Genomic DNA, 23,240 nt, shown 5'->3' on the forward strand with positions numbered 1-23,240 from the left:
CCGCCGTCGGCGGCGTGGGGGGGGGCGGGGCCCCGCCCCCCCCCCCCCCCCCCCCCCGGCGGCGGGGGGGGGGGGGGGGGGGGGTGGTGCTCCCCCCCCCCCCCCCCCCGGAGAGGAGTCGCCCATGTCTCTGCCCATCGACAAGCTGGCGGTGAAGAGCCCCGATTTCGACACGCTCACGCGCATCCCGGAGGAGTTCTCGGCCGACGGCGGCAACCGCGTGCCGCGTGTGGTGTTCGACGGTGTCCCGGAGGGGACGGTGGAGCTCGCGGTGATCGTGCATGACCCGGATGCTCCGTTGCCTCAGGGATTCACGCACTGGGTGGTCTACGGCGTCGCGGCCGATAGCACCGAGCTCGACGTCGATGCCGATGGCGTTCGTCAGGGGCCGAACACCGCGGGGGTCACGTCGTACTACGGGCCGCAGCCGCCCGCGGGCCACGGCGAGCACCACTACTACTTCTGGGTGTTCGCGCTCTCGCGTCGGGTCGAGGGCACGCCGTCGCGCGAGGAGTTCCTGGACGAGTACGCCGACGCCATCATCGAGCAGGCGCGCACCGTCGGTCTGTTCTCGCGCTGACGTCGCTGCGCCGCATCCGTCGGCCGCGGTCCAGGCGCGTGTGCGCCTCGGCGCGGTGCGGGGTGTGCGGTGCGGGGCGCGCGGTGCGGCGCGCGGTGCGGGCGTGCGGTTCGGAGGAGATGTGCGGTTCGGAGGGCGGATGGGACCGGGGGATCCTCCGGTGTGCGCATCTCCTCCGGTGTGCGCACGAGGGCTGACGGTGAGGAGGCCGCGAGTCTCGTGTGCGCACGAGCGCTGACGGCGGGGACGCCGTCGATCTCGTGTGCGCGCAGAGGAGATCGCTCCGTCGTGCGCGGGTGAGGGTGGTGCCGGGTCAGAAGGGCGGCGGGTCGCCGTCGGGCACGAAGGTGACGTAGCGCTCGGGCTTGTCGATGGTGGTGTGACCGAGGGGCGAGGTCCATTCGATGGATCCGTCGGGACGCTGCCGAGCCGTCCACTTCGTTTCGGTTTTGAGCGTGTGATGTCGCTTGCACAGGCACGCGAGGTTGATCACATCGGTGGGCCCGCCGAGCGCCCAGTCGTAATTGTGGTCGTAGTCGCAGTAGCGGGCGGGCATTCGGCACCCCGGAAAGCGGCAATGGATGTCGCGCGCGGCGAGAAACCTCTCCATCGCCCGGTTGCGCTGGTAGCGGTCGACGGCGAGCACGGCACCGGTGACGGGGTGGGTGAGAATGCGATCCCATCCGGGTGCGGTGGCCATGAGGCAGCGGGCGGTCTCGGCGTCGACCGGACTGAGTCCGTCGATCGTCGCTCCGCGGTCGGAGACTCCGGCGGCGGTGAGGGCCGGAACCACGACCTGCACGTGCGCGCGGATGGCTCCGAGCCCGCCGGGCACCACGTCGGTGGTCGGGTCGATGGCCGGTTGCCCGGTGAGCATGAGGTCGCAGGCGAGGTCGGCGCGCATCTGGTCGAGCGTGCGCGTGTCGTGAACGACGGTGTCGGATTCCGCGTCGGAATCGGATGCCGCGCCGGTGGCAGATGCGGTGTCGGATGCGGCGTCACCGTCGCGTTCGGCGGCGGCCGCAGCATCCGCCTCGGTGTCACTGGTCGGCGGTGCGGCGACCGACCGCACGGCGTGAGCCTGCCGGGTGAGGCGGTCGCGCATTGCGCGCACGAGCGTGATGGAGTGGCGCACGACGAGCTCGCCGATGCCGTCGCCGACGTCGTTGACCCAGACGCGGCGCTCGTTCTCGGCGCGCGCGTGGCGAACGGTGATCGACTCGGGGTGCAGCTCTTCGGCGATCGCCCGGGCGAGGGTGCGCGTGCGCGCGACGGTATCGGTGGATGCGCGCTCGAGCACGACCTCTTCGAAGGCCTGCCGCTCGTTCGGATCGTCGATCACAGCGCCCTCTTCGCGGATGACGCTCGCGTGACGCATCGAGATGCGGCCCTCTGACAACGCGTCGAGCGTGGCGGGCCACTTGTCGACGAGATCGATCGCGTCGTTCATGCGGCGCTGCACGACGCGGTCGTTCCACCGCAGTGCGATGCCGATCTCGGCGGCGATCGACCGCAGCTGCATCTCGCGCACCTGCACGGTCTTCGGTTTGTGGGCCGATCGAGAGAGGGCCACGCGCATCGCCGTCGCGAACCCCATGACGTTCTCGGCCTCGAGAGCGGCGGCCGCGCGCTCGTTCTCGACGAGCGTGCTCACGATGTCGTCGATGACCGCATCGTCGCGATCATCGAAGGTCGGGTTCGTGGTCATGGCTCTAGTGTCGCAGATACCTCCGACATCGAACCGGGCCCGCGACGTCGCCCGGCCGCGTAGCCGCCGAAGCGTGTCCGCTGCGGAGGAGATGTGCACTTCGGAGGGCGTTGGGTGCCACACGGTCCTCCGAAATGCACATCTCCTCCGTTGTGCACGAGGGGTCGAGCGCCGGGCGGGGCAAGGTCTGGGATGCTCGACGCATGCTCTTCCTGCCCGATGACACCTACGCCCTGGTCGAGAGATCGGTGCCGCTGGCGTGCGTCGACTTCGTTCCCGAACGCATCGAGAACGGCCGCCGTGAGATCGGCCTCATCCTGCGCGAGTCTCCGCACGGGCAGGTGTGGTGCCACCTCGGCGGACGCATCGGTCGGGGCGAGAGCATCCGCGAGGCGCTCGGCCGTCACGCACGCGACACGATCGCCGTTGACCTCGAACTGCCCGCCGATCCGCAGCCGGGCTACGTGTACCAGTGGTTTCCTCCTGACGATCTGCCGGCGGATGCTGCGCACCTGCGCTACGGCGATGACCCACGCAAGCACGCGATCGGGTTGTCGTTCGTGGTCACCGCGATCGGGGATCCGCAGCCGCAGAACGAGGCGCTCGACTTCGGCTGGTTCGCCGTCGACGACCTGCCGCGGCCCCTGTGGCCGGGGTGTGCGGTGTTGTTCGAGCGACTGCTGCGAGGCCGCGCAGCATAGCCGCATCCTCCGTTACGTCTAGAGAGATGTTTACCAGAAACATTCGAGAGCCCTCGACGACAACGTGGACGCTGCCCGAGCGGTGGGACGTCGGAGACGGAGAAGTGCGATGGGGCGTCTACGGTGAGGGCGAGCCGCTGGTGCTGCTGCACGGAACGCCGTTCTCGTCGTTCATCTGGAGAGACATCGTGCCCGTTCTCGCGCCCGGCGATGCGGGCCATGACCTCGCCGGCCGCGCGGTGCTCGGGGAGTGCGATGAAGCGTACGAATGCCGCATCCGTCTCGAAGGTCGCGTCTTCGACGATCGATCGATCCTTGCGGGTGCCGGTAGACAGCTCGACCCGCCACAGCTCGGCGCCGGCAATCGGTTCGAGGGCGCGCAGCGTGTCGACGGCCGCAGACCCGACGCCTTGAGGCAGTCGCGAGCCATCTGAATCGCTCTCGCCCTCGTTTCGTAGATCGTGCGAGCACTGTATTCCGCTGATTAGTCGACGCGCAGTCCGGTGAGGCGCCGACCATGCCAGGTCGCCGCGTCGATCTCGACGCTTCGGTCACTGACACGCCACTTGATGCGGTCGCCGTAAAAAAGCAGGTTCGATTGCTTCGGGCACGACCATGACAAGGATGCGTGTGCCCATAACGACGGTGGGTAACACATCGCAGGTGAGCCACCGCTGGAGGTTGTCGTAGAGACGCGCTCGCACCCATTCCTCGTCAAGGCTGGTGCCGACCACGTGCTGTCGTCGGCTGCCCCGTCAATGAGTGCGCCTTCGCCGGGCGTATTCGCCACCCAGGCCACTTCGGGAGCCAGAGAATCGATGGCCTTCTGCGACTGCGCCGACCTCGGTAGGGTGACTCCTATGGGCGCTCGCCTCCTCGCCTCCCTGCCTCCACCTTGACGTCGATTCGCTGTCGTTCCTCGACGCGCCTTCCGTCTTACAAGACGGCTAGGAGCCGATTCGACAGCAAGCTGGGTCGGGCTCGGAGCGGAAGCCGTCATCCCCGTCTCCAGACCACGATAATCGGACAATTTATCCGCGGGAATCGCGTGACGGAGCTATGCCGTGGAGGCCGCTCATCATGTATCTCTCGTCGTGAACGGTCACGCGGTGCCCCGCGAGGCGAGCTTCACTGTGTCGATCCGCTCGGGACACTTTTCGAGTGCTCCCACGTCAGCGTCGACCATGAGCACGCGGACCACGGTCCCGGACCAAAAGGACTAAGGGGCCTCACGGAACGAAAACCGCCATCGCGCCGAACCGGCGGTGTGTCGCGGACTTCACGCATGTTCAGCCGTGGGTTACAGATCCTTCTTCCGCGTGGCCGGGACCCCAGCATAGAGACCGTTTGGCTCAGTAGTCCGTGTGACCACTGAGCCGGCCGCGATCACGCAGCCTCTTGAGATGGTGATGCCGGGCAAGACCACTGCACGTGCGCCGATCCAGCAACCGTCCTCGATTTTCACCCCGGCGCCTTTGTAGGCTCCCGCACGTTGCTGAGGGCCGGCAACCTCGTGAGACGATGTGCCGATGTAGCACTCCGGTCCGATGTAAACGCGAGAGCCGATGCTTACGTGTTCGCGATTCTCGAACGTTACGTGACGCTCAACGAGCCCGCCAGATCCAAACGTAACGAGATCTGAGGCAAAATAAACCCCAGGTCGGATAGAAGTTCCATTGGGATTGACTCCTCCCGACCGCAGAAGACGTTCACGGACGTGTCCATGAATAAGAGGAGAGGCTGCCAGGATGTTCACGCGGAGATTCCACACCCTGTTGGCCGTGCGCCGAGACGTCATGAATTGATCATATATATCGGAGGGTTGCCCGGGGGTAGGTTTGTGGGAGTGCCAGCCTGCGGACCAATAACATGAGGCAGTGAGAGTGAGAGTCGGTGATAACTATGCTCCAGCGATTGCTACGCGAGCTGCGCATCCTTCGGGCCCGCGTGTGGTTCCGAGTGCACGGAGTGCGTACAGGGGTGCGGCCGCTGATAAAGGGCAAGGCGCCGTACCTGGACGCGCGGGGCGCAGTTACTTCGATCGGGTCGCGCGCCGTGATCTACGGCTTCGAGGCCCCCGTTCACTTACGCACTGATGACGGGGCGAGACTGACTATCGGCGACCGCCTCATGATGAACTCGGGCTCGAGTATCCACGCTTCATCAGTGACAGAAATCGGCGATGGGCTAAAACTCGGCCCTTTCGCCTCCATCGCCGACACTAACTCGCATGAATTGAGCCCCGGACTTGGCGTCACCTCGCAACCTGTCCATATCGGAAACGAAGTGTGGATTTGCAGATCGGCCATCGTGTTGCCCGGCGTGTCAATAGGTGACGGTGCCGTAGTTGCCGCTGGCGCCATAGTCACGTCGGACGTCGCAGCGTTCACGGTTGTCGCAGGAAACCCGGCCCGTGTTGTGCGGAACCTTGAGGTTTCGTCAGAACCGCGCAAATGACTAATCCGTCATTCTGCGTCATACCGAGCGAATCGTGGCGGTCCTCATCTGATCGGACGGGCCGGGTTTCCGACAACCACCGCGCCTGACTCGATACTCTGCGTCACCACACTTCCCGCTCCGACTGAGCATCGGCGTCCGAGAACAAGCGATTCGTTATGACGACCAACAATGATTGAACCGGCGCCGATAGTCACGCCGTCCTCGATAGTGATCCTTACATCAGACCCCACCCACGTGGTCGCTGAGATGGTGACATGGTGCCAGATTGTAACGTCTGCGCCGATGGTGACGTTCGGGTGAACCACGACGCCCAGCCCGAGGTGTCCTAAACGTAGGCCACGACCTGTCTGGGCCTGAGGGGGGAGAATTGCTCGGAAGAGCATGTAGTTCACAAATTTGAGGATTCGAGCCGAACGCCGAAATCCATGACGATGCAGCGCCTGCGACCAGCGCCATACCTGCTCGGGTGTCATAGATGTACTCGCTATCCCAGCTCATTAATAGCTGCGGTCATGTGACGGGTGAAATTCTCCACGGAGAATCGATCTGCATGCGCAATGATATCGCCAACTTTCCAAGATGATGGAAACTCGCGTACAGCGCTTGATATTGCGGAGGGTTCATCGGATGGTATGAAGATGCCGTTCACGCCCTCGACAGTACTGTCGAGGAACCCGCCGAAGCGGAGAACTAAAGACGGTGTGCCGAACGCGTTCGCCTCGATTGGAGTGAGACCAAAATCTTCTTTCGACACGGAAACCAACGCACGCGCGCTGGCATACAACCAGCGCAAGCGCGCTTCGCTTACGCGGCCGACACCGACGACATTGGGCGGGAACGACTCCTGTGATTCCACTCCGACTATCACCAGTCGCTCGTCCGGCGTCATAGCGAATGCCTCTATCAAGCGCGAGACGCCCTTGTACCCGCGAGCGCGGCCGACGCTCAAGAAAAACCCGCTAGATAAGCGATCGTCCGCTGACTGCTCGGCCTTGGTGTCAACTGCTACCGGAGGGTGCACGACGGTGGGCTCGATCCCATAAACGTCCCGTATGCGAGAAGCCACAATCGTAGAGTTCGCGATGTAGACATCAGCGGTCGCGGCGGCCCGCACGTCCCACGCCGTCAGCCTCGAACGGAGCAGGCCGAGCCCGACGCGAGACATCAATCCCTGATCTTGCAGGAAGTCGGTGGGCTGGTAAAGCCAACGAGCAGGATTGTGGCAGTACACCACCTTTTTGGTACCCGGAGTGGTGGGTACTGCGTGAGACCAACCCGACGAGCTGCAGACGACCACGTCAGCGTCGACGGGCGGCATGCGGTCCCAGGCGCGGGCAAGAAACGGAAGCGCGCGTCGCGGATCTTTACGAAGAAGCCGTACCAGCGGGTCTGCACTCTGCCGAACACTGAAATCAGAAAAGCCATCGAAAGTCTGGCCAGGGTGATAAGCCGACGTTACAACCTCGGAGGCGCCCAGCTGTTGTGCGAGTTCGAGGGCAACTCTCTCAGCACCTCCACGCTGAGTCAGGTAATCGTGCGCAACCACTACGGACATTGTGTGTTCCTTTTGCAGGCAGGTTAGGACGTCGAGGCTCTGGTGCGCCGTTACTTACGCGGCAAGCGACTCGTTCATGGCTCCGCGGTTCGACGGCTACGAAAACGATGTAGAAGAATTCGAACGGCAATTTTAGTGGCCGCGCCGGCGGCCAAGGCGATAGCCATTGATGTCGCGTTCAGGCTGTTCGAGAGACCCAAGATGATCGAGCTTCCCGCAGTAACGACGGCCCCGGTCCCCGAGGCCGCTACCAGCTGGGCCACATTGCGGTGGGCGACATCATGTAGGACCCTCAGGTTCCACTGATCGGTAAACACCTGCGAGACGAGAGCTGCCGCTGTCACGAGAGCTAGCCCTGCAAACGTATCTCCGAAGAGGAGCGTGCCATACAAGTAAACAAACACCGTGAGTGCTGAGCCGACAACAATAGTGGAACTGATACCTAGCAATGATAGGCCCCGTAGCATGCCCGGAGATGAGGTCGATCCGTCGCCAGCATGGCGAAGAAACTTGGCATAGCCGACCTGGGTCAGCGCTTGGGCAAGGGCGCCGGCGGCCGAACCGAGCATAACGGCGATCGAGAACACACCCACTTGGCTAGCGGTTGACAATGCGGCGAGCAAAACCTGACCGAGTTGTCCAGACACGCTATCCATCGCGTTGGCAGACCACAAGTGCAGCGCTTCGCGCCACGGTGTCACGGCTCGAGAAAGCCTAGGCGTCAGCGCGACGCTTAACGCGACACCTACTACCGTCGTGACCAACTGACCAGAAAGCGTCGCCAGGTAGGCCGACGTTGTATTTAGGTTTCCAGTAACAGCGAGCGCGACTATCGTCAACGATGGCAGGACGGTGTATCCAAGTCGCGATAAGTTGAATAGACCAATACGTCCCTTAGCCAAGGATTGCTCGACGCCAACCTGACCGACACCGTTGAATAGTAGAACGATCGCGGCCACACGCATTCCAAGGGCGATTCGATCGTCTCCATTGGAAAGCACGTCGGCAAGAAGCAGTACAGCAATTGTGTTGGCGGCTCCGAGCACGGTCAGCCACACCAGCCCCGCGCGGGACAGGCTAAGCCCGGACGCTGAGTCACGCCCGAGAACTCGCGGTAGGGAAAAGAAGCCCACCCAGGACAGGGTCTGGATAAGAGCGAATGAACCGGCGACGACCCCACGCCCGTCCGCCCCTATCGCCTGCGCGAGGATCGGCGCCGACAGCAGGCTAAGTCCCATGCCCGCGTACGTCACAACCGCTGTTGCTGCGACTCCACGGCCGGACGGGCTCTTCAGTGCGCGAAGAAGTCTCGCGAAGGGAAGCTTCACGAAGCTTCTTCCGCCCGAATTCTGGTTCTGTAGATCGCGTTCGATCGGCGGATCACATTGAGTGTTTCACCGATTGGCCGTCGGGATTTTGCAGCGCTGAGTAGCAGATGCACGGCGGAAACAACGGAATAGGTCCAGGACTTTATTGGATTGCGGTCATACCTGGCGTATGCGAATCGCGTTAGGTAGATTCGTGACACATCAAGTTGCGCGTTGTAATCGGCTCGCCCATAGGCTGACGGGTGGTGCTCGACCCACAGATCCGGATTGTGGGCGATAGTCCATCCCGCAGCGCTGGCGTGGCGGGCGAAGTCTATTTCTTCATATCCGTATCGCGTCAGTTCGTCGAACCTGATAGTTGAGAAGGCCTTGCGAGGAATCGCGGTTGCATTGATTACAATTGATTTCAGCCCGTGTCGAGTGTCGCTCTTCTGAAATCCGAGGAAGCTCGCGTTACTGGCAAATACCCTCCGCGCCGGTTCCGTTGAGAAATTGAGTTCCCATCCAGTTGTAATTTGAGTCTGCGGGGCGGTTGATGCGTGCTTTACGAAATCTGACGAGACGATCACGTCATCATCGATAAATGCGCAAAGGTCCGTATTGAGATCCTCGACACAGGCGTTTCTGTTCGCGCCGAGCCCCCGCCGTGGGCCACGCTGGTAGTCCACGCCAAATTTGCGAGCTATCTCCTCCGTCGCTTGACCATCTTCGCTGTCGTCGCTCACTAGAACGCGAGCAGGCGCCATGGACCCGCGCGCGATGCTGGCGAGTGCTGATGACAGCTCGTCAGGCCGATCGCGGGTGCAGATGAATATTGTGAGAGAGCGGTCAACGGTCATTGGTGCCTGCCGTATCGGGAAGAATGTCAAAGAGCGTCTGAAGTTTGAGAGAGGGATTGCCGGAACTAAACCTCTCTGCGGCTATAAGCGCGGTCGAGCGTCGCTTCGCAAGATCGTCTTTATCGAGTTTGTCAAATTGCTTCGCGAGGGCTACCCAGAACTCGCCTCGTCCGGGGTGTAGGGCTGGCAGGATGAAAACAGGCGACTCTGGTCCCGGGGGCATGTAATCGAACGCGCCGGGCACAGCTGGCATCACAACGGGGGTTCCGACGGCCAGATACTCGGGCAGTTTAGTGGTCAAGCGGAGAAGGCCGACTTCGTCCGGCGTTTGTGCAATGACAGCGAGATCAAGCGAAGACATGATCGTTGATAGTTCGGCGCGGGGCACCCGGTCTATGAACCTCACATTTACGCCCCTCTCCCGCGCACGTTCGACGAGTTTTGCCCGACCTGTCCCGCCGCCGACGATCACGTACGAGATGTCTGTCCTACGGACTCTGGAGGCGGCTTCAACAAGCTCAAGCCCGTACGAGTATGCTTGTCTCTTCGACCAGTTTAGGCTCCCTGTCACTCCAACGAGTATGTCTTCGTTCGCAACACCGAGCCGATTTCGAATGTCCGCGCGATCTCCAGGTGTCGCCGGGAACATTTCACTCGGGACCTGACCTTCGATCGTTAGTCCTGTTGGTGCGCCCATTCGGATTGCGCGTCCAACAAGATAGGGCGTCCAACCGATGAAGCCGGAAGAGCGCCGATAGAGCCACCGTTCGTAGATTCCGGCTATGAGGCCTGCGAGCACGCCGTACTTGTTCCGGAAGTAGCGATCGACAGCGTCACCGCTCGAGACGACGTAGATGAGACGCCTTCCGCGTCGTAGTGAGGCCAGCAGTAGCGGGATACCGACACGCATACCAGTGCCTTCGAGGTAGACGATGTCATTGTCCGCCTGCTGAAGTGTCTGGAGCGTCTGCCAAAAGACACGAAATGCGCCAGAAGAACGTTCGATTTTAAGAAGAGTCGACGAGTAAGACGTCCCGCCGACGAGCTCCCGCGCCCGTTCCGCGTCGTAGCTTGCGACTCCTTGGGCCGCCAGCACTAGAACCGACCGAGTCACCGGCTCGCCTCCGCACTTGAAGAGTGTCGAAACTGTCGCCCAGCGCGGTGACCTGCAGTGAGTCCAGAAAGAGTTGCCTTAACGTGCGCAGCCGTTGTCTGTCGTAAGAGTAAACGCACCATTCCCGGCGTATTGCGGTACCCGACGGTCGCTAGGAAGATCATGTTTCGCAGACGTCGGGGATGGTCGGACATGGCGAAGCCAAAGACTTCGTTGTAGGCGGTCTCGTATGCCTTGGAGGCATCGCCGCGCGCGTCTCCCGCTTCTCGCGGTGCAGGGTAGTGATCGACGACCGCCTCAGGATCGAGTATGAGATCGAGACCCTGCGCGTGGATTGCCAGAGACGCAATGAACTCGTTCCTCGCTTGGGCGCCTCTTCCGGCAACTGATCCTTGGTACGGCCAACGTATGAAAGATTCGCGTCTAAAGCTGCAGTTCGCACCCTTGAGATGACTCACAACGCGAGCTGAACCGGTCGCTTGATGGTGTCCGCCAAGCACGCGTCCGAATCGGTCAATCTGGCCGATGTTGTCCTGCGCGATCCGAACCGCATAGCCATTCGGTTGAACATCTGCGCCACCGACGCCGCCGACGCGCGGGTTGTCATAGTGGGGGGCGACATGGTCGAACCAGTCAGGTCGCATGCGTGCGTCATCATCTAGGAAGGCGACGACCTCTGCGGTTGAGGCTTCCGCGCCCGCACGCATGGCATGGGCGAGCCCGGCTTGACTTACGTGGACTGGCCGAGCGCCGCTCGCTACCGCTGCTGCGTGTGTCGGCAGATCGTCTTCACGATGAACGACTATGACATGGATCTGCAAACCAGGATCGAGCCGGCTCTCGATGGCGCGTCTCACGGACTCAACCGCCTGTTGTGCGTCTCGGGGACGGCCCACGGAAGGAACGATCACATCGATTGTCAAGGGAGTCACAGGTTTGCCACCTTCTTAAGCCAGTCTTGGAGCGGCCCGTATGCCTTCTCCGCGCGGAACTGTTCTGATGCCGCATTAGCGACGTCGGCGCGTTGTGCAGATCGCGCGGGGTCGTCCAATGTCTGCTCAATGGCGGCGGCGAGCGCGTCAGTGTCATGCGGGTCCGACATGAGGCAGGACTCGCCGTGCTTTAACCACTCAGTTTGTCCCCCACGGTTTGCACAGATAATCGGGATGCCTGCGGCGGCGGCCTGGGCGAGAACCTGGCCGAACGGCTCGGGTGTTTTGCTCGCGTGGACTAGCAGCTGGCGATGCGTCAGATACTCGAGTGGGTCGGCAAAACCCTTTAGCGTGAGGGGAAAGCGAGCGGGGGGAAGGTCGACGTTGTCGCCGAAGGTTCGGTCGCCCACTAGCGTCAGCTCGACCGATCTTCCACCATCGGCGAGGTGATTGAGCGCTCGGATGACCTCTGCTTGGCCTTTCCAGCGCGCAATTCGGCCCACCATGACGATTCCGCCGTGACGGGCAGGAGCGGACGCCGTAAAGAAACGGTCCTCGATAGCTGTCGGGACCACGATGCTCGGTGCACTGACTCGCCAACTGCGTCGCGTTGTCTCGCTATTGAAGATGACGCCGGATGACCACAGGCGCATGAGGGACTCGTAGACCCAGACTTCGAGGGGCGGCCGGTTGCCGCCTCGACCCAAATCCCGCACATACACGACGAGCGGGGTGCGCGTCACGAGCGCGGGAACGGCGACATGCAGTAGCCCTTGCACTGTGTTGCTGATCAGCAACGGCGGTCGGCTGCGCCGAATCTGACGAAGAACATCTACCTGTGACGTGAGAAGAGAAGTGGCGGTCGCTAGACGGGCAACTAGTGACTTCGGTCGACTGTCGGCTGCGACTGGAAGGACCGTCACGGGGACGCCCAGTTCTGCCGCGCGGTCAACAGTTGGACCACCCCCGCGGCTCCAGATCTCAGCCCCAATGTGTTCCGCCAAGGCCGGCGAAGCGATCTCGGCGCCGCCTACTCGAGATGTGTGGCAGTACAAGATCGGCTTCATGACTTGGTCGACACCGTGTCGAGGGTGCGGCGCGCGACCTGCTCCCAGGTGTGGCGAAGGGCATACTCTCGCACCTCGTGTCCTAAAGTCGCGCGTCCTGGTATGCTCACCGCCCTAACCGCCGCGTGAAGTGAATCGGGTTCTTGGAGGGAGAAGAGAAACGGTACCCGGGCCCACGGGCCCATTGCCTCGCTAAGGCCTCCCTGCCCGGTGCTGATGACTGGCAACCCCATCGCCATTGCTTCGAGGACAACCAACCCGAATCCCTCGAGCGCCAGGGTCGGCACCACTGCGGCCGTGCATGTGTGTGCGATGGCGCGGAGCTCGATATCACTAAGTCGTCCGTGAAAGCGCACCGAATCGGACCGGCCCAGACCCTGCGTGACGCTCTTTAGATGTGACTCGAGCTCGCCAGTTCCCACTACCTCCAGGCACACGGCTCGGCCGTCGACCCGGAAGTTCATCGTGTGGAGCATGCGTATCAGCCGCTCGTGCCCCATGCGCTCAGTGAGTCGCCGAACGCACAGCAACTTGACGGAGCCCTCGTCGACAGGTTCGGACGAGCGTTGACTCCAGAATTCTCCGACACCCGGCGGAATGATAGCGATCTTCGACGGATCTGCTCCCGTCCGGGCCGCTTCCTGGGCAAACACCTTCGTCAGGACAACTACAACCGCGGCCCGCCCGAGCACCCAGCGTTCCATACCCCGTTTTACTGTCAACCCGATCGATCGATTTGTGCGAGAAGCAATAGCGGACTCGTCGCCCCACGGGCCATGGAAGTGGACGACCACGACCGGCGGCTGTACGGCGCGCAGACGCGCACGAAGTAGCGCGCCCATCACGAATGGCATGCCGTACATAGCGAAATGACTATCGATCACGTCGACGCCTTTAGTGCGGATTCCCAACAGGAAGGAACGCCAAATCCGCGCCAAGCCTGAGCTGCCTTGGCCTGACTCGACCGATCCAAGGAATACTTCTGTCACCTCAACTCCAGCATGGCGCATTGCAGGGGCGAAGCCCTCGACGTATCTGTTCAACCCCCCGGTCTTAGTCCCTGGAGCTTCTTTTCCGACCAGTATCCAGTGCATATTCCTTGGTTTCCTTGGTCCTTAGTGATAGTACAACTCCGAGGCTGGCCCAGATGAGGGGGGTCGCTCCGTAATATCCGACATTCATCCACTGGCCTATTGTGGCGAACGTTATGAATAGGAAAGGTGCGGTGTTTAGGTCGCGGAATGCACCCGGGATTGCGCGCGCGAAGGTGATGTACAGGGCGAGCATCGCCACAACCCCAAGAACGCCTCCAATCAATGCCATGTTCGAGATGTCCTGCTCGGAACTGCCGAGTCCCCCCGAAGCGAGCACCGAGACTTGACCACTTCCTGTCCCGATGACGCTAGATAGACCTCGAAGAAGGGACGACAGGATGAGGTCTTGGTGGATGCCGACCGTGCTGGTCTCCTCGCTTTCGCTCCCGCTGACGAGCATGAGAACGCGGCCGGCTCCCGCCGACGAGACGGCCGGCATGAGGCGCCCTGCAATGACGACTATGACTGGCAGAGTAACCGCCAAGGTGACCAGGCCGACGAGCATCGGACGTTTGCGACCAATCGCGAACCCCAGCAAGATTACCGCCAAAGCTGGCAATGCGAAGGTTCGCGTTCCGCTCGTGAGCGCGGCATACAGTCCCAGGCTGATAGGTACAAGCCAGGCTGGATTGCGGGAAACGCGAAGGCGAGCGACGCTTACGCCCACTAGCATCGCGCAAATCGCCGCACTCTCCGCTGCGCTCGCGCCGAGGCCTAATGGGCGGACAAGGTTGGGGCCGAGGTAAAGTGCGGAATAGCCGAAATTATCGACCCAGTACGCGTCCCAAGGTGTGAGCCCGTTGATCTCCTGAAGGATCATGTATGCAGCATTTATTGAGCCCACAACTGCGAGGGTGTTGATAACCGAGGAGTGGGGTATTAGCCTTCGGAAGGTCAGAATAAAGGCGAGGATCCCCGAGATCAAGAGCGACGACGCAAGAAGGTTGTTCACAATGCCTACACCTGCGGGATTTATTCCCGAAATGATTACAACGATGCAGACCAGCACAAAAGCAATCGGGGCCTTATCGGTCCAGTGATTCCGCCTGATCACGAGCAAGCTTACGTACAGAGTCACGAGAATTACGGCAGGTATGATTGGCACAATCTGAGTCGCGATGCCGGATGGGTCTATCCAGCCCGCGATTCGCCTTAATGCACCGTTGCCCACGCCGACGGTTATGGCAGCGACGAAGGCGACCTCGGGCTTTTTGACCCCCATGACGATAACGATGGCTGTCATCAGGAGGAGAATAACTGCCGGGCCGCCGATAGTGAGGGTTGCGAGGACCGCGACCGTTACCGAGGCGCACAAGCCTGCTGCGATGACAATAGGGCGGGCAAATCCTGCGCTCGGATTGGTATGAATTCTCGCTGAGCGAGATCCGAGGCTCACCTACGCCCCGTCCTCAAAGATGAATAGAGTTCTAGGATGCGCGACTTTGAAGCCTGGCTTGCCAAGGCATCGGCCGCATCAACAGCGGCTCGAATAGAAGAAGATTGGCTTGGAGCACCGCGAGTTAGGCGGTCAACCAACGCGTCAATGAAGGTCGCGTCGTCACGCACTGCGAACAGCTCGTCGTTCCCGATCTGTTGGGCAATGTACTCGCTGCCCGGGTTTGGACTCGAGACACTGGGAACACCCAGGCTGGCCGCTTCGAAAGCAGGGATGCCGAATCCTTCGTATGCCGATGGAGCTATCAGTAGCCATGACTCGCGGATGAGTGCGGTGACTTCTTCGTCCTGCGGGTCGCTGTAGTGCATCACGCCGGCCGGCCAGTTCTTCTTGTCGTTGGCGGGTCCCACCACCCGCAGCTCGATGGCGAGGCCTGTTCGGCGAGACGCCTCATTGACCAAGCTTGCAGCCATGAGGCCGCGCTTGCGCCCGGTGGCGGTCCCAATGAAGGTCACGGTTGGCTTCGTGCTGGGTTCGGGGGGTGTGAAGTCGCCGTCGCGCGGGATGACTGGCGGTATGAGGATATCGGTCTTGAATTCGGACTCGCCTTCCGGCCCGACTGAGATCGCTAGGTCACATCGACGTCGGACTGAGTGCTCGAGAGCGCCTAAGACGTAGTGGTTCCATCGCCTCAAACCCGTGGAGGCCCGTGCCTCAGATAGCGAGCTGCCATGAAAAGTACGGACCCAACTGAATCGACGTCCCGTGAGCGCCCAGTCGTCTCCGAAAGCATGCAATATGTCCAGGTCGAGGCCGCGCAGTGCGCGACGGACTTCAAACGGGAAGCGGTAGTAGTGCTTGAATCTCCCGCCACCGTTCTCCAGAAAGTGCATAGTTGCGCCGGGCAAGGGAGTTCCACCCTCGGATGTAATCACATGGAGGTCAACATCGTCCCTCATCATCTCGGCGAAGCGCCAGGCGTAGCGAGCAGCGCCGCCTACCTCGTGGCGCCCCGGCCATCCAACGCAGAGCAGCCCTACTTTCATCTGGCCATCTCTCGCTCGCTTGGTCATGTGTGCGTCGCTTCCGCTCGGCGATGTTATGCGGCCGTGTTGCCTGGTGCCAGCGCCGCCCGCGCCGTCTTGCATACGATGACAAGATCCCCGAGAAGCGTCCAGTTCTCAACATAGGAGAGATCGAGCCGCACTGAATCCTCCCACGAGAGCGAGGATCGGCCGCTCACTTGCCACAGGCCTGTGATGCCGGGCTTGGCTAGAAACCGCCGGTGAACGTGGTCGGCGTACTGGGCCACTTCGCTCGGGAGAGGAGGGCGCGGTCCGACCAGCGACATCGACCCGCCGATGACGTTGAATAGCTGGGGCAATTCGTCGAGGCTGAACTTCCGCATGATCCGCCCGACCGGGGTTATGCGCGGGTCATTCTTCATCTTGAAGAGCACCTCGTTGCCGGCATCGCGTTGCTCACGCTGCAGCTGTTCAAGGAGATCTTCGGCGTTCGTCACCATGGATCGGAACTTGATCATGGTGAACTCTTTGCCGCGGAGCCCTATGCGGGTCTGGCGGAAGAACACCGGTCCTTGGCTTGTAAGGCGCACTGTCACGGCTAGGAAGGCAAGGATGGGGCTGATAAGTATGACACCGATGACGGACGCGCCTAGGTCGAGAGATCGCTTCACGAAGAGCTGACCCTTGGTGAAGCGCGGTGTCTCGACGTGAATTAACGGGAGTCCTGATACCGGCCGCATGTGTATGCGAGGACCTGCGATATCGACAATGCTCGGAGCGAGAACAAGATGCTGCTTGCCGGCCTCGAGGTTCCAAGAAATCTCCTTGACCTTGTCAGGGGGCAGCTCGTCGGTGTTCGTCACGGCAACTGTGTCGGCACCGGTGGCTTCGATGGCCCGCCCGACCGCTGATACTGAGCCCATTATCGGAATTGATGTCCCGGCGATGGTCCCAGCGATCTGGCCGGACGGCACGCATGCTCCGACGACTTGGTAGCCCGATCCGGGGGAGCGGTGCAGCTCACGAGCGATCTGGGCCACTGATGATTCGGATCCCACAAGCAGTACCCGAGCCGCATACTCGCCGTTGCGTCGCTTCGCGCCGAGCCACTGGCGCCATAGCCATCGCTCAACTAGCAACACCAGAATCCCTGCGGGAAGGGCTAGCAGGAGGAAACCACGCGCCACGTCGACGCGCAGGAGGAACGCGATGATCGCGATTACCCCAAAGAGGCGAAAACTCGACGTCGCAATGCGAACGTATTCGGTAGACCCGCTGCCGATTACGCGATAGCCGCGGGAATCGACAAACGTCAGCGTGTACATCCACGCGGCTATAAGGATCACCGAGAAGGCCCAGTACGAAAACTCGTTGATTCGCGAGTCTGCGCGGACAGCCACAGCGACGTTCCCCATGCCCATCCAGGCGATCTGGGCACCGAACACGACCCATGCCAGGACGAGCAGGTCGCTGATCCAGAGCATCCGCGCATACCGCTTGCGCCAGTTGAGAGTTGGTGCGGTCGGAACCTGCAGTGGCGGTGCGGAAGGCGAGTGCGTGGCGGGCTCAGCGAGGACGTTGCTCAGCTCATCGGAACGGTTGGAACTCATTTGAATGGCTCGCTGCGACGCCGATGTCGCGTCGACCCGAAGGTGCGACGTCACAGTTGTGCGATCCCTTTCCCCTGAAGAATCTCCCCGTGGGGGGAACGCTATCACCCGTTTGTGTCGGCCGTATAACACGGTGCGGAACGACGGGTTGCGGAGGGAGGGGGATGCTCAGGGGACTCGTATGAAGAGCCCGTCGATCAGGTCTTGGAAGTAGGTCGGCTCGACGGCGACGGGTCCTGCATAGGCATGATCGAACCCCGCGACCGCGTAGAGCAGCAGGGAGACAAACAGCGCGATCAGCCCGGCCATCAGCAGGTGTATCCGGAGGTTGGTGACTTGGATCAGGCCGATGAGGACGGCGTTCAGCACTGCGCCGACGGCGAGCACGATCCACAGCACTCCCGGTAGGGCCAGGCTCGTCAGTGCGAGACGCTGCCGCCGCTCGGTGACGAAGTCGTTGAAGACGAAGAGCGTCTGCGCCTGCAGGGTCGTCTCGGTCGTCGTCGTCGGTTCGAACGACAGGATCGCGTCTTGGATGATTCCCACCTCAGCATCCGTCGTCTCGGGCACGATCAGTCGCTGCTGCAGGGGCCAGTCGAGTTCGACGACCTTCTTCGTGTAGTCGATGAGCGCGGCTTGCATTTCCGACGACGCTGGCTCGGGAAACTGGTCAGCGCTGCGGTACATGGCCGCGATCGACGAGGATTCGGACAAGACGGCGTCGTCGACCTCGACGAGGTTGCCGTAGGCGCCGGCGGCGATGAGGCCGAGCGTGACGCCATAGAACACCCCATAGGCACCCACGGCGTAGCCGAGCACGCGATCCCATTCGACGTCTTCGCGGGCCATCCGGCGTACCCAGCGTCGAAGCACCAAGAGGATGCCGAGCGATCCGCCGACGACGACGAAGACGAAGAGCGGCAGCCCGGCGGCTACCGGCAGGTCATACAGCCACATCAGTGTTCTCCACGTGAGCAGTTTGGCGGAACGGGGGAGGGGGCGTCGGGTTTCTTGGGGGTTGGCGGCCACTTCGACAGGCTCAGTGACCGGGCTAGTGCAGACGACAGTGATGCGCGGGTCGGAGGATCACTCGATCGCGCGGGCCTGTCGAGCGACATAGTCGGCTCGAGATGGCCGCAACTTTCTTCATGTCTGTAGGTAGATGGCCCGGAAATTAGTTTTAACAGTTGACGCCACCCAGATGACGCCCGTACCCTTAATTCAGTCCTGAACAAAGGGGTTCCCTTGGCCCAGTCCACTGCACGCGCTGACGTCATGCGTTCGGCCGTTCTCGCTCACATCGGGGCGAGCGGTCCGACGTCTCGCGCCGACCTCGCCCGCGAGCTCGGCGTCTCGCCCGCGCTCATCACGCAGCACACCCGGCAGCTCATCGCCGACGGCCTGCTCGTCGAGCTCGAGCACAGCCCCTCGCAGGGCGGACGCCCCGCACGGCTGCTCGGGCTCGTCGCCGACGCCGGGCGCGCCATCGGGGTGAAGATCGTCGCCGATCACATCACAGCGGTCGAGGTCGGCATCGACGGCGCGGTCGTGCGCTCGGCGACCGAGCCCTTCGACGCCGCCGCAGGCACCGCCGTCACTCGTCTCGGCGAGATGCTGCGGGGCTTTATCGCCGGTGGCGGCGAGGCGCCCCTGCTCGGCATCGGGGTGGGGGTGCCCGGCAACGTCGACGAGCAGGCCGTCGGCACCGTCGACTCCACCCAGCTGGGCTGGCTGCGGGTTCCCCTCGGCGAGGCGCTGCGGCGAGAACTCGACCTGCCCGTGCTCGTGGAGAACAACGTCAATGCGCTGGCGATCGCCGAGGCTCTGCACGGCCAGGCCCGGGGGCACGAGAACGTGCTGGTCATCACGATCGGAACCGGAGTCGGCGCGGGCCTGCTCAGCGACAGCCGCGTGCTGCGCGGTCGCAGCGGCGGCGCGGGCGAGATCGGGCACACCCCCGTCGAGGAGGACGGGCCCCTCTGCCAGTGCGGTGGCCACGGCTGCCTCGAAGCTCTCATCGGGCAGAGCGCGCTCGTCGCTCAGGCGCGTGAGCGCGGCCTCATCTCGGCAGACGCCGGCATCGCCGTGCTGCGCGGTCTCGCCGACGCGGGTGACGAAGCATCTCAGAAGCTCTTCTCTCGCGCGGGTCACCTGCTCGGGCGCGTACTCGCCGGGGTGGTCAACCTAGTCGATCCCGAGATCGTGATCGTGCTGGGTGAGGGTGTGGAGGCCTGGAGCCACTGGTCGTTCGGGTTCGAACCCGCCTTCCGTGCGGGCCTCATTCCCCGCAACCGGGCCGTGCCCGTCGCTGTCGAGACCTGGCAAGACGACCGGTGGGCGCAGGGCGCGGCATCGCTCGTGCTTTCCACTCCGTTCGACGCGCAGGGGCAGTCGGGGGAGCAGGGGCGCCTCGTGCGCGAGCGCCTGGCTGTCTCACGCACGGCCGCGCCCGACACCGCGGCGAATGACTCCGAGGCGGCGAAGGAATGACGCTGACCTACCGGCCGGTCCCTGCCACCGAGGGCCGCGAGGCGATCGAGAGCCCTCCCGTGCGCCGCCGCCGCAAGAAGGGGCGCTACGCGCTCACGGTGCTCGTGTTCCTGCTGCCGAGCGCGCTGCCGCTCGCCTTCTTCACGATCTACCCGATGTTCGGGGCCCTGTGGACGAGCTTTCACAAGTGGAACCTGCTCGCGCCGATGCAATGGGTCGGCTTCGACAACTACGTCTCGCTCGCGCAAGACCCCACGACCCAGCGGGCGTTCTTCAACACCTTCTACTACCTCGCCGGGTACCTGCCGCTGGTCTACGTCGGCGGGCTCGCTCTCGCCCTCGCACTCAACGCGCGCATCAAGGGCCGCAACATCCTGCGTGGCGTCTACTTCCTGCCCGTCGTCACGAGCTGGATCGTCGTCGCCCTCGTCTGGCGGTGGTTGCTCAACCCCTCGGTCGGCATCGTCAACGCCACGCTCGCCGTCTTCGGCATCGAAGGACCGGGGTGGTGGACCGACCCCGCGTGGGCCATGCCGTCGATCATCATCGCCTCGGCGTGGAAAGACCTCGGCTTCGTCATGATCATCCTGCTCGCGGGTCTGCAGGCGATCCCGCAGGAGATGTACGAGGCGGCGAAGGTCGACGGGGCCGGCGCGTGGCGGCGGTTGTTCAACGTCACCCTCCCACTCCTCTCGCCGTCGACGTTCTTCGTCGTCGTCATCTCGCTCATCAACGGGTTCCAGGTCTTCGACCAGGTGTACGCGATGACCGGAGGCGGACCCGCGGGGGCGAGCACCGTCGTCGTGCAGCAGATCTTCGACCTGACCTTCCGCTACGGCGCCGCGGGCGAAGCATCCGCCCTGTCGTGGATGCTCTTCGTGCTCGTGCTCGGAGTGACCGTGGTGCAGATCATCGGCCAGAAGAGGTGGGTCACCTATGCGTGAGAAGACGCAGCGCATCGCGCTCACCGGCGTGCTCATCATCGGGGCGCTCATCATGTTCTTCCCGTTCCTGTGGACGTTGACGACATCGCTTTCGCCCGGAGCGGGCCTCGACGCGACGCCGCAGCTCATTCCCGAGAACCCCTCGTTCTCGGCCTACCAGACGCTGTTCGCCGAGCTGCCGTTCGCCCGCATCATCGCCAACTCGCTCGGGCTCGCGGTGGTCACCGCGCTGCTGCAGATCGTCACGAGCGCGCTCGCGGCCTACGCGTTCAGCCGTCTGCCCTTCCGCGGGCGCGGCGTCGTCTTCGCGCTGTACCTGGCGACGATGATGATCCCGATTCAGGTGCTGATCGTGCCGCTGTTCGTGCAGATGCGCGACCTCGGCCTCGTCGACACCTACCTGGGCGTGCTGCTGCCGAGCGTTGCCAGCGCGTTCGGGGTGTTCCTGCTGCGCCAGGCGATGAACGCCGTGCCGCGCGAACTCGACGAAGCGGCCACCCTCGACGGCGCCGGGCACTTCCGCATCTTCGGCACCGTGGTGCTGCCCCTCGTCGGCCCGTCGATCGCGACGCTCGCGGTGTTCGCGTTCATGAACAGCTGGAACAGCTTTCTCTGGCCGCTCATCATCCTCCGATCGAGCGAACTGCAGACCCTGCCGCTCGCGCTCGCCGGCCTGCAAGGCCAATACACCACCCAGTGGGACGTGATGATGGCGGGCTCGGTCGTCAGCATCCTGCCCATGCTCGCCATCTATCTGTTCGCTCAGCGCTTCGTCATTCAGGGCGTCGCCTCGAGCGGCATCAAATGACCCGCACCTCACCCGCACCTCACCATCGAAGGAGATACCCCATGGCTCACACAGCTCGCCTGGTCGGAGTCGGCATCGTCGCCGTCGCCGGTCTCGCCCTCGCCGGATGCGCCGGCGGCGGCACGCCCGCCGGTGACGGACCCGTCACCATCACTTATACGAACTTCACCTCGAACGGAGGCAACGAAGAGAACCTGCAGAAGATCGTCGACGCCTTCGAGGCCGAGAACGACAACGTCACCGTCGAGGTCACGACGCTGCCCTACGCCGACTACTTCACGGCGCTGCAGACCGACCTCGCCGGCGGCACGGTGTCAGACGTCTTCGACATCGAGTTCGCCAACTACGCCGCGTACCAGCAGAGCGGTGTGCTCGCGCCGATCGAAGGCGTCGACACCAGCGTCTACCAGTCGACCCTCGCCGACGCGTACGCGACCGACGGCACGCAGTATGCGCTGCCGAGCTCGTTCTCGAACGTCGTGCTGTTCTACAACGCCGACCTCTTCGACGCCGCCGGCATCGAATACCCGACGTCGGAGTGGACGTGGGAAGACGAGCAGGCCGCCGCCGAGAAGCTGACGGATGCTGCGGCCGGCGTCTGGGGCGACTACCAGCCGATCAGCTACAACGAGTTCTACAAGACCGTGGCTCAGGCCGGCGGCGAGTTCCTGAGCGCAGACGGTTCTTCGGTCGAGTTCAACTCGCCCGAGGGCGTTGCCGCCGCGCAGTGGCTCATCGGCAAGAGCGGCACGACGATGCCGACGGCCGAGCAGGGAGCGGGCACGCCCGACTTCGACAGCACGCTGTTCACCGACGGCAAGCTCGGCATGTGGCACACCGGCATCTGGATGTTCGGCACCCTCGCCGACACCGCCTTCACCTGGGACGTCGCCGTCGAGCCCGGAGACACCCAGCACGCGAGCGCCCTGTTCTCCAACGGCGTCGCGATCTCGGCGGGCTCGAAGAACGTCGAGGCGGCCACCGCCTTCGCCGAGTTCCTCACGAGCTCGCAGACGACCGTCGACGTGCGGCTCGACGCCGGCTGGGAGCTTCCGCCCATCGCTGACCAGGCGGCCCTCGCGCCGTACCTCGAGAAGACGCCGCCGACGAACCGCCAGGCCGTGTTCGACTCGCTCGACGAGGTCGCTCTCGCTCCGTCGATCGGGGAAGGCCAGGCCGAGATGCAGGACATCGTCACCGAGGAGCTGACCGAAGCGGCAGCCGGTCGCAAGACCGTCGAGCAGGCGCTGGCCGACGCCGAAGAGCGCGTCACGCCGCTGCTCGGCTGACGCGTCGCGTGGGTCTCGGTCCCTGAGCTTGTCGAATGGTCCGAGGCCCACGGGGGGCGCTTCGACAGGCTCAGCGACCGGCTTCTCGGCTCAGCGACGGGCGCTTCGACAGGCTCAGCGACCGGCTTCTCGGCTGAGCGACTGGCGCTTCGACAGGCTCAGCGACCGGCTTCTCGGCTCGGCGACTGGCGCTTCGACAGGCTCAGCGACCGGCTCCTCGGGTCAGCGACGGGCGCTTCGACAGGCTCGGCGACCGGCTTCTCGGCTCAGCGACTGGCTTCTCTTTCCGCATCCGCTTCA

20 protein-coding genes are annotated in these 23,240 nt (G+C 63.2%); 8 read left to right on the forward strand and 12 right to left on the reverse strand.

The genetic code is table 11. The features are described 5' to 3' along the window. Window positions 1-124: 124 nt before the first annotated feature. Window positions 125-580, forward strand: a complete 456-nt coding sequence (locus tag DEA06_RS15825; RefSeq protein ID WP_116648979.1) for a YbhB/YbcL family Raf kinase inhibitor-like protein — start codon at window positions 125-127, stop codon at window positions 578-580. Window positions 581-893: 313 nt separating this feature from the next. Here the strand turns inward: DEA06_RS15825 and DEA06_RS15830 are convergent, their stop codons facing one another. Further along, entirely contained in the window at window positions 894-2,288 is a 1,395-nt protein-coding gene (locus DEA06_RS15830; protein ID WP_116648980.1) for an HNH endonuclease signature motif containing protein, read from the reverse strand. Window positions 2,289-2,422: 134 nt separating this feature from the next. Between DEA06_RS15830 and DEA06_RS15835 the strand changes: the two genes are divergently transcribed. The 3 genes from DEA06_RS15835 to DEA06_RS16870 all read left to right on the forward strand — a co-directional run bounded on the left by DEA06_RS15835 (window position 2,423) and on the right by DEA06_RS16870 (window position 5,446). Next, complete coding sequence (locus DEA06_RS15835) at window positions 2,423-2,989, forward strand: DUF4916 domain-containing protein (protein ID WP_116648981.1); 567 nt, start codon at window positions 2,423-2,425, stop codon at window positions 2,987-2,989. Between the two features lie 26 nt (window positions 2,990-3,015). After that, entirely contained in the window at window positions 3,016-3,423 is a 408-nt protein-coding gene (locus DEA06_RS16745) for a hypothetical protein (RefSeq protein ID WP_205781311.1), read from the forward strand. 1,699 nt (window positions 3,424-5,122) lie between these two features. Next, window positions 5,123-5,446, forward strand: coding sequence for a DapH/DapD/GlmU-related protein (locus tag DEA06_RS16870; protein WP_240606995.1), 324 nt, complete (start codon window positions 5,123-5,125; stop codon window positions 5,444-5,446). Window positions 5,447-5,933: 487 nt separating this feature from the next. Here DEA06_RS16870 and DEA06_RS15860 read toward each other — a convergent pair whose 3' ends face one another. The 11 genes from DEA06_RS15860 to DEA06_RS15905 all read right to left on the reverse strand — a co-directional run bounded on the left by DEA06_RS15860 (window position 5,934) and on the right by DEA06_RS15905 (window position 18,366). Continuing rightward, window positions 5,934-7,004: a glycosyltransferase gene (locus DEA06_RS15860; protein ID WP_116648985.1), complete on the reverse strand. Its 1,071-nt coding sequence runs from the start codon at window positions 7,002-7,004 to the stop codon at window positions 5,934-5,936. 74 nt (window positions 7,005-7,078) lie between these two features. Next, window positions 7,079-8,332 (reverse strand): oligosaccharide flippase family protein, encoded by a 1,254-nt coding sequence (locus DEA06_RS16410; protein WP_133241804.1) that lies wholly within the window; start codon window positions 8,330-8,332, stop codon window positions 7,079-7,081. Continuing rightward, window positions 8,329-9,171, reverse strand: coding sequence for a glycosyltransferase family 2 protein (locus tag DEA06_RS15865; protein ID WP_116648986.1), 843 nt, complete (start codon window positions 9,169-9,171; stop codon window positions 8,329-8,331). The genes DEA06_RS16410 and DEA06_RS15865 overlap by 4 nt, the downstream gene beginning before the upstream one ends. Beyond that, on the reverse strand, window positions 9,161-10,285 hold the full coding sequence (locus tag DEA06_RS15870; RefSeq protein WP_133241805.1) for a glycosyltransferase: 1,125 nt from the start codon (window positions 10,283-10,285) through the stop codon (window positions 9,161-9,163). The genes DEA06_RS15865 and DEA06_RS15870 overlap by 11 nt, the downstream gene beginning before the upstream one ends. Continuing rightward, a complete protein-coding gene (locus DEA06_RS15875) occupies window positions 10,282-11,217 on the reverse strand; it encodes a glycosyltransferase family A protein (RefSeq protein ID WP_116648988.1) in 936 nt (311 codons plus the stop codon). Before DEA06_RS15875 ends, DEA06_RS15870 begins: the two co-directional genes overlap by 4 nt. Continuing rightward, window positions 11,214-12,014 (reverse strand): glycosyltransferase family 4 protein, encoded by an 801-nt coding sequence (locus DEA06_RS15880; RefSeq protein WP_165818058.1) that lies wholly within the window; start codon window positions 12,012-12,014, stop codon window positions 11,214-11,216. Before DEA06_RS15880 ends, DEA06_RS15875 begins: the two co-directional genes overlap by 4 nt. 266 nt (window positions 12,015-12,280) lie before the next feature. Continuing rightward, entirely contained in the window at window positions 12,281-13,378 is a 1,098-nt protein-coding gene (locus tag DEA06_RS15885; RefSeq protein WP_116648990.1) for a glycosyltransferase family 4 protein, read from the reverse strand. Then, window positions 13,338-14,621, reverse strand: coding sequence for a hypothetical protein (locus DEA06_RS15890; RefSeq protein WP_133241806.1), 1,284 nt, complete (start codon window positions 14,619-14,621; stop codon window positions 13,338-13,340). The genes DEA06_RS15885 and DEA06_RS15890 overlap by 41 nt, the downstream gene beginning before the upstream one ends. A gap of 149 nt (window positions 14,622-14,770) precedes the next feature. Beyond that, window positions 14,771-15,847 carry a glycosyltransferase family 4 protein gene (locus DEA06_RS15895; protein ID WP_165818059.1) on the reverse strand — a complete coding sequence of 359 codons (1,077 nt, stop codon included), beginning with the start codon at window positions 15,845-15,847 and terminating at the stop codon, window positions 14,771-14,773. 26 nt (window positions 15,848-15,873) lie between these two features. Continuing rightward, window positions 15,874-17,409: a sugar transferase gene (locus tag DEA06_RS15900; protein WP_116648993.1), complete on the reverse strand. Its 1,536-nt coding sequence runs from the start codon at window positions 17,407-17,409 to the stop codon at window positions 15,874-15,876. 168 nt (window positions 17,410-17,577) lie between these two features. Then, complete coding sequence (locus tag DEA06_RS15905) at window positions 17,578-18,366, reverse strand: DUF4239 domain-containing protein (protein ID WP_116648994.1); 789 nt, start codon at window positions 18,364-18,366, stop codon at window positions 17,578-17,580. A 288-nt stretch (window positions 18,367-18,654) separates the two neighbouring features. On the opposite strand from DEA06_RS15905, the gene DEA06_RS15910 reads away from it, so the two are divergent. From DEA06_RS15910 to DEA06_RS15925, 4 genes are read left to right on the forward strand one after another with little or no spacing between them, the layout of a single operon-like run. Further along, the gene (locus DEA06_RS15910) at window positions 18,655-19,899 is read left to right on the forward strand and encodes an ROK family transcriptional regulator (RefSeq protein WP_205781312.1); all 1,245 of its coding nucleotides are present in this window, start codon (window positions 18,655-18,657) and stop codon (window positions 19,897-19,899) included. Next, entirely contained in the window at window positions 19,896-20,843 is a 948-nt protein-coding gene (locus DEA06_RS15915; RefSeq protein ID WP_116648996.1) for a sugar ABC transporter permease, read from the forward strand. The genes DEA06_RS15910 and DEA06_RS15915 overlap by 4 nt, the downstream gene beginning before the upstream one ends. After that, the gene (locus tag DEA06_RS15920; RefSeq protein WP_116648997.1) at window positions 20,836-21,651 is read left to right on the forward strand and encodes a carbohydrate ABC transporter permease; all 816 of its coding nucleotides are present in this window, start codon (window positions 20,836-20,838) and stop codon (window positions 21,649-21,651) included. The genes DEA06_RS15915 and DEA06_RS15920 overlap by 8 nt, the downstream gene beginning before the upstream one ends. Before the next feature lie 41 nt (window positions 21,652-21,692). Next, window positions 21,693-22,940, forward strand: coding sequence for a sugar ABC transporter substrate-binding protein (locus DEA06_RS15925; RefSeq protein ID WP_116648998.1), 1,248 nt, complete (start codon window positions 21,693-21,695; stop codon window positions 22,938-22,940). Window positions 22,941-23,240: the final 300 nt, after the last annotated feature.

Source organism: Microbacterium sp. Gd 4-13, assembly GCF_003095395.1.
In the GTDB taxonomy this organism is placed as follows: Bacteria; Actinomycetota; Actinomycetes; order Actinomycetales; family Microbacteriaceae; genus Microbacterium.